Genomic DNA, 18,695 nt, shown 5'->3' on the forward strand with positions numbered 1-18,695 from the left:
AACCCCAGAATTACGCTTTTGCTTGAGAGATAAAGTCACTCAAGGCATTAATTGATGAAAAATGTTGTTTTGTTTGTTCTGAATTAGCATCAATTTTTACTTCATATGCTTTTTTTATTGCTAAACCTAGCTCTAAAGCATCTATGCTATCTAAACCTAAGCCATCTACAAATAAAGCTTCATCATCTTGAATATCTGATACTGCAATATCTTCAAGATCTAAAGTGTCGATTATGAGTTGTTTTAGTTCTACTTTTAAATCACTCATTTATGATTAATTCCTCTTTAAAATAATTCTCTAAGTCGCGACTGTACTGCCTAACATATTTACTTGTCTGTGACTTATCATATTCAGGTAAATCGGGTATGTTATAAACAAGCTTTGCTGTAAAGTGTACTTTTTCGCTGGGTATTCTATACCAAGGTAACGATTTAGTTAATGTTGAGGGTGCAACTTTTATAATAACCGCAGTAATACTTGCCTTGCATCGCAAAGCAATATTGGCTGCACCGCGTTTAAATTCAATTTTATTATCCGGATTAGTTCGTGTGCCTTCAGGAAATATAATTAAATTATTACCTGCATCTAGGGTGTTTTTACAATCAGCTAATAGCCCTTCAGGATCTTCATTACTGATATATCCTGTATTTTTTACAACCCCACGTATGAAAGGATTTTTAAATAAATGGGCTTTAACAACACAGTCAGCATTAGGAATAATAGAAATAAGTACAACAACATCAATCAATGATGGGTGATTGGCTAATAATAATTGACCATGTATATTTTTTATTTTGCTAATTTTACTTATATTGATATCAATAACTCTCAAAAATTGCATAAGTAATACAAAGAACTTGAAGCTATAATGTACCGTTTTACGGGCTATTACTTTACGTTTATCAGTGTTTTTTAAAACAATACTTTGCAGTGGAAAAACAACAGCAGATAAAAATAAACCTCCTATACCAAAGCATAAAAAACAAAAAACAGTGGCAAATAAACGCCAAATATAATTTATTTTTTTAAACATTTTTAAAACAATACCAATGATATCTAGTCGAAATAATATTTAAATTTGATTTTTTTGAATTTAACCAAGCATAAAAATTCAGAGCTGCTGGCATTTGATTAGCAGTATTCACTATATTTTTGTGTGATTCGAATTTCATTTCAAAAGCATTCTTTTGACTTTCATCTAAACTTAAAACTAAAGCAATAGCATGATCTATTTGCACTTCATCTTTAAAAGTATCGTATATACTGGGCAAAGCTTGATCTACATGTACTAATAATACCTTATGACAAATACCAGACTTCAAACGTGCATAGGCATCTATTAATGCCATAAATAAACTATCTTGTCCTGAAGCAATAGCATTAATAGCTGATTTATTTTTAGTTAAAATACTATATAGCCCCGCAACCGCATTATGAACAGATAAACTAAAAGCAGTCGGTGAAAGTTCATTATTTAACGCTAAATCAGCTAACAAATCAGATGTTTTATGCAAATCGCCATGACGGCTTGAAAATATCATAGGTAAATCATTGTTAGTATGCTCGCTCGCTTGGTGTGCAACATAAAGCGCAATCTTAGCAAAAGGGCTTAAACGACGTCTTTGCATAGGCGGAACAAAAGCCAGTTTTGGCCAAATAGAGGTAGGTAATGTTCCATTTGATAAAATTGCATTTAATGGCGTTCCATTTTCACAATCTGGAAACCAAACTCCAGCACTTTCAATGTGCAATTTCATAAATACCTTAGGACAAACATAGCTAAATAGGGTTCGCAGACTAATTAAAAATGATGATAAAAGCAATTATCAAAAAAATAAAACAGAAATAAATGTGACGCATTATTTTTTTACATCGTGACATGTCTTTGTTAAGCTGACTTTATACCAATGAAATCATTAATAACTTCATTTCAATACTCATAATCTCAGGGCCATTAAACTAAACCCCCTTTTAAAGCCCCCTAAAACAGATAACAATAAAATGCTTAATAAATAAACCAGAGCATATAATTATTTATTGTTTTTAGAGAAAAGCAAGTCCACAATAAACTCACCCCATTCATTAATGTTTGCCTCTTTAGTTTCTCTTTCTCTCAACCCTTCTTTTTGTTGAAGGCACTGAGAAAAAACAATATCTGCATCGCTGTTCATAGACTTAGAGTTTTTATCATAAGCAACCTTACGGCATTCAGCAGTATCACTAGATGCCCCCCCTAAATTTGTGCAAGCGGATAATAATAAAACACTCATTAATAAAACAATCTTTCTCAAACCAAACTCCAATCTGCATTTTTAATAGAAAGCACCATGCAACTCAATTTATTATCTTTTTGATTTTTGAGTAATGCAACTACATTAGTAACATTTACTTTATCAGCTTTGGGAACAAAGTTACATTACTGCATATTTAAAGTTATGCAAAAATCGACAAACAATACACTATGCTCACTTTGCACTATCACATTTAGAAGATGCGCTCACACTAAGTCACCGACCCATACTTTCTAATCCTGTATATCGTGATTAATATAATATTTGTTTTAATCATTAACCAGTGGATGCTTTTCATTAAAACAATAACTTGCTTCTCAATGAGGCATTTTATATAGGTTTAATCAGCTTTTATATAACTTCAAAGTGACAATTCAGACAAAAACAATGGAATGGGTTGGTAAAGAAGGTCGAAGATGACGGTTTTACTCGTATAGGATTTGACTTATTTAATACTGAAGATAATTTGTTCATCGAATATTTATGTAACATTGTGTCTAATGAAACAAACAGATAACAGGCTAAGAACCCTATAAAACATCCACAACAACTAGATTTTGTTATATTCCACTATAACAAACGCTTTTTGGACGTTTATAAGCTGCCTGTGCGGCAGTGAACTAATTTAAACAATTAATGGTTCTTCACAGATATTTCTAAGCTGCCTGTGCGGCAGTGAACAATGCAAAGTCAAATAGAGAAAAACGGGGAATTTTCTAAGCTGCCTGTGCGGCAGTGAACGTTTAGAAGATATATTTTCGATTGAGCAAGATTTTCTAAGCTGCCTGTGCGGCAGTGAACGAAAGTAACAGGCGACTGAGAAGCGCCCGACTTTTTCTAAGCTGCCTGTGCGGCAGTGAACAGTGAGTGTGATACTGGTCAAGATGTGGATATTTTCTAAGCTGCCTGTGCGGCAGTGAACCACTTGTTGTCACTGTGCCAGTAAACACTACATTTCTAAGCTGCCTGTGCGGCAGTGAACGTGCGTTTGTAAATCATTCGTTTTTAGTGGATTTTCTAAGCTGCCTGTGCGGCAGTGAACAACGCAAGTTTATCACTCTAACACTAATGAATTTTCTAAGCTGCCTGTGCGGCAGTGAACTTATGGGTTTGAAATCAACAACACGTTCCACATTTCTAAGCTGCCTGTGCGGCAGTGAACCTTTCAATCTGTCACGTACCTTTTTTAATACTTTTCTAAGCTGCCTGTGCGGCAGTGAACACGCGTGTTGACGTGACATCGAATAAAGCAACTTTCTAAGCTGCCTGTGCGGCAGTGAACCCAATGTGTATTTGCTCGTTTTCCTGACACGTTTTCTAAGCTGCCTGTGCGGCAGTGAACCAGGAACGATAACAGGAAGTAACTACCCAAGCTTTCTAAGCTGCCTGTGCGGCAGTGAACGTACTATAAAGTTCAGTTGCATATCACTGGTTTTTCTAAGCTGCCTGTGCGGCAGTGAACTGTAAGTTTAGTTGAGCGTGATGAATTAATGATTTCTAAGCTGCCTGTGCGGCAGTGAACGAATTAGAAAAACAGGCGTATGCGGATAGGTGTTTCTAAGCTGCCTGTGCGGCAGTGAACGCGCTGAAAAGCTGTTTTAGCCGTAACATAATTTTCTAAGCTGCCTGTGCGGCAGTGAACTCTCTACCCATCAAAGTTAAACGCTTAGAAACTTTCTAAGCTGCCTGTGCGGCAGTGAACTATGTAATTAAAACATTAAGACTTTAATTTTTAAAGAGCTTTTAGTTATTTTATGATTTCACCCTTTTTTTTAATTTAAAATGTAGCCCTTAATTTATAAGGGCTACAGAGCAAGTAAAAATAAAAGGTTAAAAATTAATATGAAACTTTAATCGTTTTTAATCGCGTTTTTATTCTAGGATTTAAATAAATCTACATTTTTTAATTTTCATAAACTGCTTCAGGTTTCTGCTGGCTAACAAAAAGCTGAATTTCTCTGTCGGCTGAAGCGATGGTCTCTTTTCTATGAGCAATTATCACCCTAGTCATATCTAAACGCTTTATGGCATGGTTAATATCAGACTCTAAAGCCGTATCCAAATGACTTGTAGCTTCATCCATGAATAAAATTTTAGGCTTTTTATATAAAGCGCGGGCTAAAATAAGGCGCTGCTTTTGTCCTCCAGATAAACTAGAGCCCATATCACCAATTAAACTATCGTAACCCATAGGCATCTTACTTATGTCGTCATGAATAGCTGCAAGCTCAGCGCAATATACCACTAACTCCATATCGATTGGTGTATCAAAAAAAGCAATATTATCGGCAACTGAACCTGACAATAATTCATCATTTTGCATTACTGCAGCTATTTGCTGACGATACTGACTATGCCCTAACTGTTCTAATGGAATATCATCAATTAAAATCTCACCACTATTAGATTTATTGAGTCCTAGCATCAGTTTTAACAAAGTTGATTTACCACACCCTGAAGGTCCAGTGACTGCCACCGACTCTCCAGCTTTAATTTCTAAATTCAATTCATTAATCACATTAGGTGTTGCATCACTATATCTGAAAGAAACATTTCTAATTGATATTTTGCCTTCAATAGCATGTTTTTTAACATTTTCGCTTTGTAGTGATTCTTTTTCAGACAATGCAATATCAGCCAAACGTTCAAAATGTAATCCTAACATTTTAAACTCTATTAGTTTTTCAATTAATTTTGCTGTTTTATCCATAAACTGTTGTTTATAAGCCATAAAAGCAAATAGCATCCCGGTACTAAACCCACCTTTGATCACTAAAGATGCCGCTAAATAAATTACAACTATATTTTCTAAACCAAATAATAAACGGTTTATGCCCGTATATGATATTTGAAAGTGACCTAAGCGTATGCTTTGATTAATGGCATTAGCGTATCGATTCTGCCATTGCCCTTCACGTTTTACTTCTGAACCAAACAGTTTAATCGTTTGAATACCACGCACAGTTTCCATAAAGTTACTATGTTCTTCTGCTCTGGCTATAATTTCTTGCTCTGTAATATTACGAAAAGGTCGATACATTAAAATACGCAATGCCGCATAAAGTCCAACAGCAATTAATACAACGACAGATAAGGTTGGACTGTAAAAGAAAATCATCGCCAAAGTAATGATAGCCATTAAGCCATCAATGATGGTTTCTATTACTCCTGTTGTCAGCAATTCTTTAACTTGCTGTAAAGAACCAAAACGCGATACCACATCACCCATGTGGCGTTTTTCAAAATAATTTAATGGGAGACGAATAAGATGATGAAATAAATTGGCACCCAACTGGATGTTCATCAAACTACCAAAGTGCAATAAGGTAAACCCTCGTAGAGAGTTAGTAATAATTTCAAATAGCAATACAAAAGCAAACCCAACAGCCAGTACTGTCAATAAAGAAGTATCACCCGTTAAAATCACATCATCTATCACCAGTTGAATATAATAAGGGGTTGCTAAGGCAAACACTTGTAATAACAAAGATAAAGTAAAAATAAGAATCAGAGAGCTTTTTAGTCCCGTAATTTTTTGCCAAAAATCCGAAAATTTTAAACTTGGCGCTTTTTCTTTTACAGTAAATTCTTTGGTTGGCGTAAGCTCAAGCGCAATGCCTGTGAAATGATTTGAAGCTTCTTTTAAACTTAAGCGCTTTTGCCCTCCAGCTGGGTCATAAATAACAATAGACTTTGCATTAGCTGATTTTAGAACAACAAAATGGTTTAAATCCCAATGTAAAATGCAGGGTGTTTGCAAATCTTCTAAATCTTCAAGCTCTATGCGTAATGGCCGTGACGTTAGAGACAGTTTTTCTGAAAATTGCATAATATCCAGTAAAGTAGCCCCCTCTAAAGACAAACTAAACTGTTGACGCATTGATAATAAATCGCTTTTATAGCCATGGTAACCCGCAACCATAGCTAAACAGGCTAACCCACATTCAGTTGCTTCCGATTGTAAAATTAATGGAAGCGTTTTTCGATGCCAAAACTGTAGCTTACTTGCTGGATTTGACTCATTAATAGACATAATAAAGCTCTTTATTTTTATACTTTTTATAATGGTGTAATTTTACTTTAGTCATACATCTGTAGGTATATTACAGTTGACCCTTAATACTAAAAACAGGATCAAATAACCAACGAATTAAAGAGCGTTGCTCAATTACAATATCAGCATCAAGTTTCATACCTGAACGAAGCGGAATACTTCGACCATAGGCTTGAATATCTTGTCCTTGAAGCGCAACAACTACACGATAAGATGGCACTGTGATTAAACCAGGTATATCAGTTTCATCAGGTAAAATAACATTGGCACTTATTTGAGAAATTATGCCCTCATAAATACCAAACCTTTGATATGGAAATGCATGATAGCGCAATCTGGTTTTTTGCCCGTTATCTATAAACCCAAATGCTGAAGTTGGCACATAAATGACAGCCTGCATCACACTATTTTTAGGTAAAATACTTAATAGATTTTGATTGGTATTGACTGATTTCCCCTGTTTTGCCAATAAGCCAGTTACAATACCATCAGAGGGAGCTCTGAGTTCACTTAATCTCTGTTGTTTTGTTGTATCTAGCTGCGAGCGTATTTGTGCTATTTGTGTTTCTAACAAATCATTCTCTTTTGCCTGATTAATAGGTTGTTGGGATAATTTACTTTTGATTTGTTGAATTTGATTTTTAATCGATAAACGTTCAGAATCAATTGTTGAAACTTGCTGATTTAAAGACAATAAGCTGTCTTGTTGTTTTCGAAGATCTAAATCTGATATATAACCCGTTCCAGCTAATGTACTCACTTGCTCTACTATTTCTTTATTTATCAAAACGCGTTTGGAAAATATATCACTTTGCAATTCCAGCTGCGCTAACCGTTTAATAGCATCACTGTGATCATCATCAAGCCCTTGCATTTCAAATGTATGTTTGAGCTTTTGCTTACTCAATTGTGACTCTAATATATTAATTTGAAACTCATATTGCTTTATCAAAGACTGATTTAACTCAAAACCTTTAACACCGTGTTTTTCTGACTTAATACGTAATAAAGGCTGATCTTTTTTAACAACTTGACCTTCACTTACCAAAAGTTCTGTAATAATACCCACTTGAGGCGCACTTAATTTTAACAAACCTGTATCAGGCTGTAATACACCCGAAACAGTTTCTTTTCGGGTATAACTACCTATAGATAAAAAAACAATGCTAATAATGACCACTGTTAATAGTAATAAAGCCAAATATTTGAAAATCGGAGGTTGAACTAAACTCACAACCCCAGATAATCGGTATTTTCTTTTTTCAATTACTTCTTGTCTGAATAACTGTTCCATTTATCTTCTTTTTTATCCAAAATTTAAATATGAAATTAAGTACCATTAAATACTTTATAACAGTACTTAATTATCATTATCTTCTTTTACCAGCAGAAAAATAATAACGTCGTAAGAAATCATGCATTACTAACTCATGTTCTCTCCCATAGGCTTTAAACATACGGTTATTATGCATATGCAATAAAGAACTCAGTAAAGTATCTTTACTACATTTAATACCTTCATCTGATGACATTAACGCATTAAGAGAGTGAATAACAGGAGTGACATCTTGTTGCCAAACATTTATTAAATCAAATATTTGCTGTGTATCTTCTTCAATTTCAGATTGTTGTGGGTCTTCAAATTGTGAAAAATCCGATAATAATTGAGTCTGAATTTTTTTATACTTGTCTCCAAGTTGTTTTCTCAGCTGACTCGATTCATTAAATTCCTTACCAAATCCAGCTCTGAGTCCACTGATCAAACTTAGCTTATTTTCCACCTCATAATCGAAAGTATTTAATAGTTGGTTTGTCATCAACAATGCAATACGCCAGCGAACATCTTCACCATATTCCTCTTCTAACTGCACTGTTTTAGCGACTAACTGACTATCGGCCATAAAAAGCTCTTCAATTAATGCCATGGCATCTGGCCCACCATAACGCTCAACTTCTCTTTCATACGTAAAAAGTTCTGCTTTATGGATTTCGCCACTTTCTATCATAGGGTCAAGTAATTGGTTTAATTTTGGTAAAAGCTGACCACATAAAATACTTGGATCCCCAAAAAAGCGTAACCTTAAATGCCAATCAGGATCACCATAGCGAATAAAGAACCATTTTTTATACAAAGGAGCACATTGCTCTATTAGAGGTAATAAACTTTCAGCTAATAATGTTTCTACAGCCGTATTTCCTGAATATACTTTTAAACTTAACCACTCAGATCCAGGAGAAAAACGACGTTTGATCGGTTTTGCCAATATATTAGCCTGAGGATCATCACTAAAGTTAATGTGTTCTTTGGCACCCGTATTTAAAAATGGAATGATTAATTCATTTGCATAACACTCACCAGTAGAAGACTTAACAGGTGTATTAAATTGCCCCGTTAATACTTCTTTTAGTTCAACTGTTATTTGCCCCTTTGTTTCGGATAGTAAAATTTCAAGCATTAAAGGGTTTGTTAAATTGAGTTGTAATACATTGTCACTCATTGCATAAGCAACATGATCATCTAATTGGTATTTTTCTTTTAATTCTTGCCACTTTTTAATAACAATTTCAGTCGTATCAGCTGATTTAGTATCTAATACTTCTTCAAGTTCTTTTCGTTCAATACGCCATATTTTTTCCGACAAAATCAAATTATCTAACATCACTCTAGGCACAAAGCTCATGTTAACTTGGCTCTGCGGCATTGAAAAGCTTGGTGAGGATGAACCTTGATGTTGCAACATGCTTAAAAATTTATACGCACTTAAGCTATGTGATGAATAATTATGAGCAGATGATAATCTTGGAATAACTTGTTTATCTAGCCTTTTTGACCATAATTTAACCTGACCACCTTCAACCCAAACATGTAAATCACTAATGGGTATTTGGAATTCACTTTGTAAGCTTGAGTCGGCTAAAAATACAATTTCATATTGACGCAAATGTGGCCTTGCAATCACATTTCCTGGACGCCCTTCTGGCATATGAACAATTTCAGCAAATATAACATCTGGAGAATGTGCACTTTCAGCTGACAAATGTGTTTTTACATTCTGCTGTAAGCCATCGTTTAAGTGACAAAAACGTCCTAATAAATTAGCAGCTGAAGGACCATAACACCCATTAAATTTTATGAATGGTGACTGTGTTTCTTTATCTTCATACAGAGATAACATCGCCGCAAACGATGTGGGTAGATCAGATTCTGATATGGGTTTATCTAGATGTTTAGCTAATTTTTTTGAACTTAGTTTAATAACTGATTTATTTCTATTTTGCGGTAAACTAATTTCTTGAGTGATTAAATTATCTAATATTGAAGCACTCTGCCCAGCTCCTTGCCCACCTGAACTAGACCTTAATTTTAAACCGGCGAGTAAGGGTGCTTCATAACCTGTTTCATTTGAAAAACTGATCCCTGACTCATCATCTAATAGCTTATCTAAAGGCACATATTGCCCTTCGAATCTTAGATTGAATTTACTAATAAAATCACTAAATGGTTCTGTATGTTTTATTGATAAACCTTTGATCAGTTTCAGTTGTTTTAATAATCTTGAAATCTGACTTTCATCTAATTCACAATGCTCAAATGCACGATAAATATCTGATTGAAACAGTTTATTTTCTTGGGCTTTAACTGGAAGCTGATTCAAATGCTCTAATATTTTTTTGTAATCATCAACCGTACCTGACTTTTGATTATCAAGCTGTTGTAACTGATATAATGAAGTTGATATATGATCTGCGGTTTCTTTTTGACCTATCTTATTTAAAGAGTTAATCAAAGCTGTGTCTGGAGCTTCTCCCGTTAAAGGTAAAGGAATATCAGCTAATAAGATTGATTCATCGATCAGTTGTTGCACATATTCAATAACGTCATTTTTTTCAGCTTCAACTTCTTCTAAATCTGCAGCATCACTTTGTGAAAAGCGACCTAACAGTGCGTTTACCAGCTGATTAAAACTTAAACCTTCTTTTGCTTTATCTAGAATAAAATCAAAATACTCATCACGTTCAATCGCACTTAATCTGTACTGTCGCGTTTCATCTGATTGATACGCTTCAATATATCGACAATGATCCGCGATAAAGTAATGGCTTGAATTTGGTGAATATTTCAACTGTTCTGAACGGGCATTATGCTTCAAAAAATGCTCTTTAATTGCACTTAAATAAAACATATCTAATCGTGTTTTTCGACTATCTAGAGATAAGTTCTGACTTAATATTTTTGTTTGAGAAGATATATCTCCCATAAAAATACCAGAAAACAAACCAAAAGGAGTGGGTCTAGAACACATACGGATCATATATTTAAGTAATGCTAACTCTAGTTTTTTAGCTTGCTTGAGTTCTGATTTTTTAGGTTTTTTATCCGTATTGTCTATTTTATTCTTTTCAAACTGTTCAATTCGTTCAAGTAAAGAAGGACTTGCCAAATACAAGGCTTCTTTTACCTGTGGAATTGCAATCCAACTTTTTAATGCATCTTGTGTTTGCTGTTTACTATTACCTAATGCTGATAATGCATTAACTGGCATTCTAGGTGTACGGATCACAAAAAAATCTTGATGTTTTATTTCTGGTTTTGACATTTTTATTTCCAATCTTGTGTTAAGCCAGTAGCAGGCAATCAGCCCAGTCGGCATCTTCGCCTAAAGCTGCTAATAAACATAAACCGATACCACCATAGCCCATTAGCAAGCCAGTATCTTCCTCATGGCTTTTGCTTAAACCTGAATACATGTAGAAACCTTGCATGCCCTTATTTTGGTACAAATCTAAACTATAAGTTAACCATTTATTTGCAACTTCTAAAAATTTTTCTTCGTTTAGCTGTTGATTTAACAATTGAAAAATAAGTGCTAACCCCGCACTACCATGACATAATCCTGCATCATTGATCATGCCTTCCTTTTCATCTCGAGCGGCTGCGTGCAAACCTATTTGTTTAGCTTTATCAATATAAGAAGGCATTTCTAAAGCATTACCAACACGTGCTAAAGTCAAAGCAATTGTTAAATCACCATAACACCAGCCCAAGCGAGAGCCGCTATCATCATTACACGAAGATCCAAAGCAACTTATCCTATCTTTATCTTTTAGCTCTTGTGCTAATAGCCAATCACAACTTTGGATTAATAACCTTTTGGTGCGTTCAAATAAAGAAGGAATTGTTAATGCAGGCAAGATCGCAGCAATAATACTAGGGACACCATGGGCTAAACCTAAGTTATATTCTGGAACTTCAACTTCATCTTTATTAAAACGATATACTGAATCACTTGGTTGTGACCAAGCTAATGTATTATCAGAAGTTTGAATGGCGATATTTTCAAAGTGGTTAATTATTTTTTCAAAAAGAGCCTCTGGAGCTGACTTTAATTGACGACGCCCTGCATACATGGCGATACCAGATAAACCGATTACCATTTCAATTTCGCCCTTCCAGCTATCAACTGAAAGTACATTTAGTAAAATGTCATCAATTTCTTCACATAGCTCAGGATCATAATCATCTTCCTGCGCTTGATTAACATACTCTAAAAACCAACCTTGCCCACTTAAGCCATTGCTTAAATCTGGATGATCAACATTCATAGCTAACTGCGACTGTAAAAACTCTAATTTGTCATTAAAAACAGACTCATCAACTAAATCTGAATTATATTGGCTAAGTTTGTACAAAAAAAGTAAATCGCCGCTTAAACCACTAAGTAAACCACAGTTAACATAAGTATTTTCTAAACTTGATATTTTTTGATTAAATTGTATTAAAACTTGATTTATGAGTTCTTGATTTTCTATTGCAGATTTTAACGCCTGAGACATCAAAACATCCTTATTTATTATTTTATTTATTAACGCAATACAGCATCTTCAAAAGGTAAAAATGTTACCTAAAACAAAAACAATGTAACTTAAATTAAAAATATTAACCAATGTTTTTTCATTATTTTTTACTACATTTTTGTATTTACTTTAGAAACTCGCTTTGCTAGCTTGATTCAGGTACATTTGTTATGTATAAAAAAATAAACAGGCGTATGTTAAGATAAAACTTAAATTAAATAGAAGAAATATTAAAAACTTACCTAAGGGTATGAGACTTCAAGTTACAACAGGAATAGGTTTAATTAACTCCCTACATTATCTGTCACAGAAACCCTATTACAACAATGTATATCAATATAAAGAGGGAGATCTGCTTGTGATCTTTCAAACCCAGTTTATATTCATAATGTTTTAATTTTGAGAAAGGCGGTAGGTTGAATTGCGCTATTTACTGGATAGTCCAATTTTTTAAATCGAATAATCATCTTATCTTATAATTTAAACAATCCTGAATTTTAAAAACCTTTTAAACACAATGTTTTTTGTGATTAACACCAATAAATTCAAGCCAGAATTGACATTGTTTTTGACTAGATTTATGCATTTACTTTAGAAATATACTTTGATAATTTATTTTGGGTACAGCAAAGCGTATACAGATAATAAATAAACAAAGGATGTAAACATGAAACTTAAATTAAATAAAAAGAAACTTAAAAACTTATCTAAAGATAATAAATCATTACCAGCAGATATGACTCCTATGATTGCAGGTGGTAATGGCGCTTGTTTTGGCTCAGATCGATGCCTGAGAGATCAACAGCCTATCGGTGGCAATGAAACAGTTGCTGTTACTTGGTAAATTATATGGTGTAGCTTAAGGTTTTTAAGCATATACAAAATAGTCTGCGTACTTCACTGCGCAGAGTTTTATTTCTGAAAATTTATATCTCATCAATACTATATCTTTGATATGAGAAAGTGATTCAAATTTCATCCGTCTCTGTACAACTATTTATTCTTCAATACACACCTGCACTAAGCCTATAATTCAAATATTAAATACAAGTCATAAAAATGCCTCATCTCAAAATGAAAACCAAACAAACGCTCTAAATTTTCAACTCAGTATTTTTACTAAAATGAATTTAATTCAACTTAAATGAAAAACCTTCATCAATAAAAACTATCTAGACGTCTAAATGGCTGCTATATTTAATTCCTAAGATAACTAAGGTAGAAATGAAATGGCTTTATCACTGAAACAAAAAATTCAAGACCCAAGACAAGGCGTATATTTAATTGGAACCACGCCTCCAAAAATGGGCACTGATAAAGCACAACTTGAAACTATCGCTAAAAAATTATTAAATCGTTTGCACGAGATTGAATACGATGGCGTTGTCATTTACGACATTCAAGATGAAAGCAGCCGAATTTCAGCACCACGCCCTTTTCCATTTAAGAAAACGGTAGATCCAAGAGAGTATAGTCAGTTAATTAGTCAATTATCACATTTAGATGTAATCACTTATAAAAGTGTGGCACAGCGTGATGAAAGTGAATTTAATACTTGGCTTGATGAAACAGCGAATAAATTTAAACTGAAAAATTTAGTTTTAGTGGGTAGTCCCTCATCTACCGGTAATATTAAATTAAGTTTACCAAATGCCTATAAAGCATTAAGTGAAGATAAAAACAGTGTGTTTTTAGGGGGTGTTACTATAGCTGAACGCCATGCAAGTAAACGTAATGAGCACGATCGCTTGCTTGAAAAGATAGATCAAGGCTGTGATTTTTTTATCTCGCAAGCGGTTTATAATGCACAAGAAACCATAGATTTAATTACCAGTTATTCTAGAAGTTGTCGTCATAAAGGAATTTCTCCAAAAAGAATTATTCTAACTTTTACGCCTTGTGGTGGTGAAAAAACGCTAGATTTCATGAAGTGGTTAGGTATTTCAGTACCAGAAGCTACCAAGTGGAGAATTTTAGACTCTAACGACTCACTCAACGAGTCAATTAGAATTTGTCGAGACAATCTTAATCAAGTTTTACAAAGTTGTGCTCACTTAGATGTACCATTAGGCTTAAACATTGAAAGTTTAACTAATCGAAAAGAAGAAATAGATGCATCAATTAATTTATACCGCTTATTAAAAGCAACGATGGAATTAAATTTGGCGGAAAAACAAATCGCATAAGGATTCTATCAAAACGAGGCTTAATCTCATGTGTAGATAAAAAGATTAAGCCTTTATTTATTGTGTTATCTTTTATTATATAAATCTTGAACTGAATATTTTCAGAGCTAAAAATAAAAGCATTAAAACCTTACCTTATTTAAAACATGACTAATTTTATCGCTTTTTTCGCTTAACTCCGTTAGTGCGAATTCGATTTACATTTAAATTCATTAAATGACGAAGTAGATAACGAAAAAGTACTTTTTTTACTCCTGATAAATTACTGCCATGAATAGCGTAAAAATTATCCGGTTGAGTATATACACCAAAATCATCTGCAATACCGTCACTTTGTATATAAGTATCGTCTCCTTTCCAGTCAATATCAGGCTGAGAAAGGCAGTTAGTTGCAATACCAAAACCTGAAAATTGCGCACATTGATCAGCAAAACCTATCTGAACTTGCTTTAAAAAAGGTTTATCTATGATATAACCTTCCAAATTAATCCAACGACCATTTTGGTGAACTTCAACCCAACTATGAAGAATACGCTCAGGTGCCAAAGCAAAAAGATAACTAGGTATAGCACCCCGTTGTAATTCGTTATAAATAGTGAAACCATGGAATCGAGTTGATATTCCTACCGCGCGTAATAAGGCGATTAATAATGTTCCTTTAGTATTACATTGACCGTAACCATCTTTAAGCACTTTACTTGCGGATAAACGATCATCTGCATTATAGCCAAAACGAATTTCATCACGTACATAATTATAAATTGCACCAATGGCATCATATTGTGACAAATCACGCCATTTTCTTTGTTCCAGTAAAGCTTGGATCTGTGGATGATTAAAGTCCAACATAGAGGTCTCTAAAAGGAAGTCTTTTGATAGTTTAGCCATGAATTATTCCTGAACAATGAATATGCAAATACAATAACCAATCGCTCTTTAATAAACTTGAACAAACTGGCTACATCTTCAAAATAAAATTAATCACGACTTCCTTGTTCTTCAATTATTGCAAGTAAAGAAAACCCGATTAATAAAAAGACTGGATGTAAAATCATGCCATGGAATATGGATATATCAGCGATACTTGCATGTAATAAAGTCGCTAATACGGTTATTAATGCAGTAACTATTAAAATTATAGTTTTGAGTGTTAGCTTCATGTTTTCACCTTAATAAAATCGATAAACAAGTGTGATGGTTTAATTATGGATAACAGTTATCCAGTGACTATATGCACATTATAATTAATCGCTCTATTGTGAACTTGAATAAACTGGCTAACTTTTTTTGAACAATGTAAGCGCTTGCCTAATTGTCATACCGAAGGTATTACGAAATGTACGGCTTAGATGAGAACTATCTGAAAATCCAGCTAAGTGAGCAGCCTCAGTTGCTGAAGTATTATTTATTATCGCTTGAATCGCACATATCATTCGCCGCCATAATAAATAAGGCCGCCAAGCGATACCTAATTCTTCACTAAATAAATGAAGAAAACGACTTTCAGATAACGCTAATTGACCTGCAACTTCAGAAGCTCGCCAATTTGAAGGTTTAATACATTTACCGTGTAAGCAAAGGTCTAATTCGGTTAATATTTGTTGAATGCGCTTATCTTTTACAGTGCTTTTATTATTAAGCAATGATTGACTGGTTAGTTTTAACGCTTTAAATAATGGAATTAAAAACTTCGCTAAGCTCTCTTCTTGCGTAGGAGGTCCAATCGTCGAAATCGTGGCAGAACTAAATGTTTTGAACGATTTCCCCCCGAGTTTACGAAACAATTCTTGCCCTAAATCACTCTTAGGCTCAATAAGAAACACCCATCCCTTAGACATTTGTAGCTGATGCTCTATTTTAGAATCAATTATGATTAATTCTGATATCTCGTTTCCATTAAATTTACAATTGGAATTTTTTTGAGGCCATATGACTTGCATCGCATGGTGACTATGAGGAGCGGCATCTAAACTAGAACCATATATAATGACGATACCAGCCTGAATCAAAACAGTAGGTTTCATCACACTATATTCCTCTTAAATAAAATAGGTTTTAATCTTGTTATTAACTGTAAATTTTAACTTTAAAGCCATTAATTTCAATAATAACATGAAAAAAAATTAATCCTTACACCGCTACAAAGCTATCAACCACTGACTATTTTTACGCTCTAAAAAATTAACTCATACATAGTATCACTCTTTAACTCTGGACGATTGTTTATTAATTAGACTATTCTTTATATAAATATTGTTTGTAAAAATGTTTTCTTTCGTATTTATGAAAAGGAAAATATATGAAAAGAATTGTATTTATTTTGACAGCGTCCTTATTTTTCACACATGCATCATTTGCAGAAACAGTTCTTAAATTTACTCAAATAAAAGATACTCCGGATCAGGTTGTCGGCGCCGAAATTTTAAAAGAGGCATACAAAAAGATTGGAATTTCAATTGAAATATTAATTATGCCTGGCAAAAGAGCTTTGAAAGAGTCAAGTGAAGGAAGAGCTGATGGGGAAGTGCATAGGATTTTTGAAATTGGGGAAAATTACCCCACTTTGCTAAGAGTGCCGACACCGATTAATTATATTGAACCTTCCGTTTTCTCAAAAAAACATCATTTTAAAGTAACAAGCTGTTCAGCCTTAAAAGATTTTGATATCGCTATCGTAAGGGGAATTAAGCATGCTGAGTTATGTGTCGAAGGTATGAAAAACGTTATAGTCTTTCCTTATATCACTGAGATGCTCAAACTACTGGATGCAGACAAATTTGATCTTGCAATAACAGCAAAACTAAATGGTCTATTGTTAAAAAAAGAAATGAATATGAAATCAATTTATCCTTTATCTCCACCATTAAGCCGCATGTTCGTTTATCATTATCTTCATGAAAAGAACAAAGGATTAGTTTCTAAGATAGATGACGTTATTATTAAAATGAAAGAGACTGGTGAGTTAGAAATAATACGGGAAAAAGCAATCAAAGCGCTCTTAGAGAAAGTAAAAAGTAATTAACTTCAACTTTGACACGTTCAACCCCTCTAATACTCCCAATAAAACAGATAATTTTTCAAAAATTAATGCAGTAATTCCCGTTGAGCTTCGCACAATTAATAATAAAGATAACTAAAAAATAATAACGCATCCGGCATTACCTTTAAAATATCAATAAACTGAGTTGTGATGCATTATTCTTGGATTAAAAGAGCCACAAATAGATTCAATAATAAAAGCATTATTTTTAACTATTAGTCTGAATATCTAGTTTAGGTGGCATACCAAAAAATCGACGATATTCACGACTAAATTGTGATGGACTCGCATATCCAACTTGATATGCCGCATCGCTTGCAGATTGACTGTCATACAACATTTTTCTCCTCGCTGCATGTAATCTAATAGCCTTAATATATTGGATCGGTGAAGAACTTGTGACAGTTTTAAAATAAGCATGAAATGATGACTGACTCATATTGGCTTTAGAGGCAAGCTCAGATACTTCTATGTTTTCAGCATAGTGGCTCTGAATATAGTGAATCACTTTTGCAATATGAAAACTCTGTTTATCTCTATATGCAAAGGCTTTTAATAACTCTCCTTGCTCACCTTGTAATACATGAAACAGTAACTCTTTAATCGCCAAACGGCCTAATACCTTGGCACTTGTTCCTTGGTTAACATAAGATAATAACCTGCCCAAAGTTGACTTAATCTCTTGCTCTAAATGTGATACATATATCCCCCGCTTTACCTCTACGCCTTTTTCAAAAGGCTGATCCTCAAATTCTTCAATTAGTTCATTAAGTATCTGAGTATCAATGTTTATCTTTACTGCCAGATATGGTTTTTCAGAGCTGGCTTCTAGTAGCTGGCACTCCAAAGGTAAAGGCACTGACAATACCAAATAATTTAAAGCATCATAAATAAAGTTATCACCACCAAGTAACGCGGACTTTTTACCCTGAACAACAATATAAATGCAAGGATCATAAATAATAGGTGCTCGAGTTTGCATCACATTGTCACATCTTATCAATGTTAAGTTATCAACATTTGTTTTTATAACATTAGCTTCAGGCATCAATTTTAATAACTGTTTTGCTAAATGATTCACTTTATCCATATTGTAATTATCCTCAAAATTTTCCATTTCTATTATGGCATAAGCCAAAATCAATTTTATCCTGTTTACAACAAGTTTAGAGGAATAGGCAAGAACTAGAGAGCATCATTCTAATACCAGAACAACTAACTTGCTTAAACTCATTAGCCTACTCAATCAACTCAAATTGAAAATGAC

The 18,695-nt window shown here is 33.7% G+C and carries 15 protein-coding genes and 1 CRISPR repeat array; of the genes, 3 read left to right on the forward strand and 12 right to left on the reverse strand.

Going from position 1 to position 18,695, the window contains the following annotated elements:
- Positions 1 to 10: 10 nt before the first annotated feature.
- From BM088_RS06760 to BM088_RS06795, 8 genes are all read right to left on the reverse strand, one after another.
- Complete coding sequence (locus BM088_RS06760; RefSeq protein ID WP_091982130.1) at positions 11 to 268, reverse strand: phosphopantetheine-binding protein; 258 nt, start codon at positions 266 to 268, stop codon at positions 11 to 13.
- On the reverse strand, positions 261 to 1,034 hold the full coding sequence (locus tag BM088_RS06765) for a lysophospholipid acyltransferase family protein (protein WP_091982132.1): 774 nt from the start codon (positions 1,032 to 1,034) through the stop codon (positions 261 to 263). Before BM088_RS06765 ends, BM088_RS06760 begins: the two co-directional genes overlap by 8 nt.
- Positions 1,027 to 1,758 (reverse strand): beta-ketoacyl synthase chain length factor, encoded by a 732-nt coding sequence (locus BM088_RS06770; protein ID WP_091982135.1) that lies wholly within the window; start codon positions 1,756 to 1,758, stop codon positions 1,027 to 1,029. Before BM088_RS06770 ends, BM088_RS06765 begins: the two co-directional genes overlap by 8 nt.
- A 273-nt stretch (positions 1,759 to 2,031) precedes the next feature.
- Complete coding sequence (locus BM088_RS06775; protein ID WP_091982138.1) at positions 2,032 to 2,292, reverse strand: hypothetical protein; 261 nt, start codon at positions 2,290 to 2,292, stop codon at positions 2,032 to 2,034.
- 593 nt (positions 2,293 to 2,885) lie between these two features.
- Positions 2,886 to 3,994: direct repeats of the CRISPR family, unit length 28 nt; unit sequence TTTCTAAGCTGCCTGTGCGGCAGTGAAC.
- Between the two features lie 201 nt (positions 3,995 to 4,195).
- The gene (locus BM088_RS06780) at positions 4,196 to 6,325 is read right to left on the reverse strand and encodes a peptidase domain-containing ABC transporter (RefSeq protein ID WP_091982140.1); all 2,130 of its coding nucleotides are present in this window, start codon (positions 6,323 to 6,325) and stop codon (positions 4,196 to 4,198) included.
- A gap of 70 nt (positions 6,326 to 6,395) precedes the next feature.
- Positions 6,396 to 7,640 (reverse strand): HlyD family secretion protein, encoded by a 1,245-nt coding sequence (locus BM088_RS06785; protein ID WP_091982143.1) that lies wholly within the window; start codon positions 7,638 to 7,640, stop codon positions 6,396 to 6,398.
- A 76-nt stretch (positions 7,641 to 7,716) separates the two neighbouring features.
- The gene (locus tag BM088_RS06790; RefSeq protein ID WP_091982147.1) at positions 7,717 to 10,944 is read right to left on the reverse strand and encodes a lantibiotic dehydratase; all 3,228 of its coding nucleotides are present in this window, start codon (positions 10,942 to 10,944) and stop codon (positions 7,717 to 7,719) included.
- A 19-nt stretch (positions 10,945 to 10,963) separates the two neighbouring features.
- A complete protein-coding gene (locus BM088_RS06795) occupies positions 10,964 to 12,181 on the reverse strand; it encodes a lanthionine synthetase C family protein (protein ID WP_091982150.1) in 1,218 nt (405 codons plus the stop codon).
- Positions 12,182 to 12,869: 688 nt separating this feature from the next.
- On the opposite strand from BM088_RS06795, the gene BM088_RS27145 reads away from it, so the two are divergent.
- Positions 12,870 to 13,046, forward strand: a complete 177-nt coding sequence (locus tag BM088_RS27145; protein WP_177207971.1) for a hypothetical protein — start codon at positions 12,870 to 12,872, stop codon at positions 13,044 to 13,046.
- A gap of 385 nt (positions 13,047 to 13,431) precedes the next feature.
- Positions 13,432 to 14,388, forward strand: a complete 957-nt coding sequence (locus BM088_RS06800; RefSeq protein ID WP_091982152.1) for a methylenetetrahydrofolate reductase — start codon at positions 13,432 to 13,434, stop codon at positions 14,386 to 14,388.
- Between the two features lie 156 nt (positions 14,389 to 14,544).
- Here BM088_RS06800 and BM088_RS06805 read toward each other — a convergent pair whose 3' ends face one another.
- The 3 genes from BM088_RS06805 to BM088_RS06815 form a co-directional block, all read right to left on the reverse strand.
- Positions 14,545 to 15,276 carry a transglutaminase-like domain-containing protein gene (locus BM088_RS06805; RefSeq protein WP_091982155.1) on the reverse strand — a complete coding sequence of 244 codons (732 nt, stop codon included), beginning with the start codon at positions 15,274 to 15,276 and terminating at the stop codon, positions 14,545 to 14,547.
- A gap of 89 nt (positions 15,277 to 15,365) precedes the next feature.
- Positions 15,366 to 15,548 carry a hypothetical protein gene (locus BM088_RS06810; RefSeq protein WP_091982158.1) on the reverse strand — a complete coding sequence of 61 codons (183 nt, stop codon included), beginning with the start codon at positions 15,546 to 15,548 and terminating at the stop codon, positions 15,366 to 15,368.
- Positions 15,549 to 15,665: 117 nt separating this feature from the next.
- A complete protein-coding gene (locus tag BM088_RS06815) occupies positions 15,666 to 16,412 on the reverse strand; it encodes a helix-turn-helix transcriptional regulator (protein WP_091982160.1) in 747 nt (248 codons plus the stop codon).
- A 275-nt stretch (positions 16,413 to 16,687) separates the two neighbouring features.
- On the opposite strand from BM088_RS06815, the gene BM088_RS06820 reads away from it, so the two are divergent.
- Entirely contained in the window at positions 16,688 to 17,410 is a 723-nt protein-coding gene (locus tag BM088_RS06820; RefSeq protein ID WP_091982162.1) for a substrate-binding periplasmic protein, read from the forward strand.
- A gap of 226 nt (positions 17,411 to 17,636) precedes the next feature.
- On the opposite strand, the gene BM088_RS06825 is transcribed toward BM088_RS06820, so the two are convergent.
- On the reverse strand, positions 17,637 to 18,518 hold the full coding sequence (locus BM088_RS06825) for an AraC family transcriptional regulator (RefSeq protein ID WP_091982311.1): 882 nt from the start codon (positions 18,516 to 18,518) through the stop codon (positions 17,637 to 17,639).
- Positions 18,519 to 18,695 lie beyond the last annotated feature (177 nt).

It is taken from the genome of Pseudoalteromonas denitrificans DSM 6059, from assembly GCF_900112265.1.
In the GTDB taxonomy this organism is placed as follows: Bacteria; Pseudomonadota; Gammaproteobacteria; order Enterobacterales; family Alteromonadaceae; genus Pseudoalteromonas; species Pseudoalteromonas denitrificans.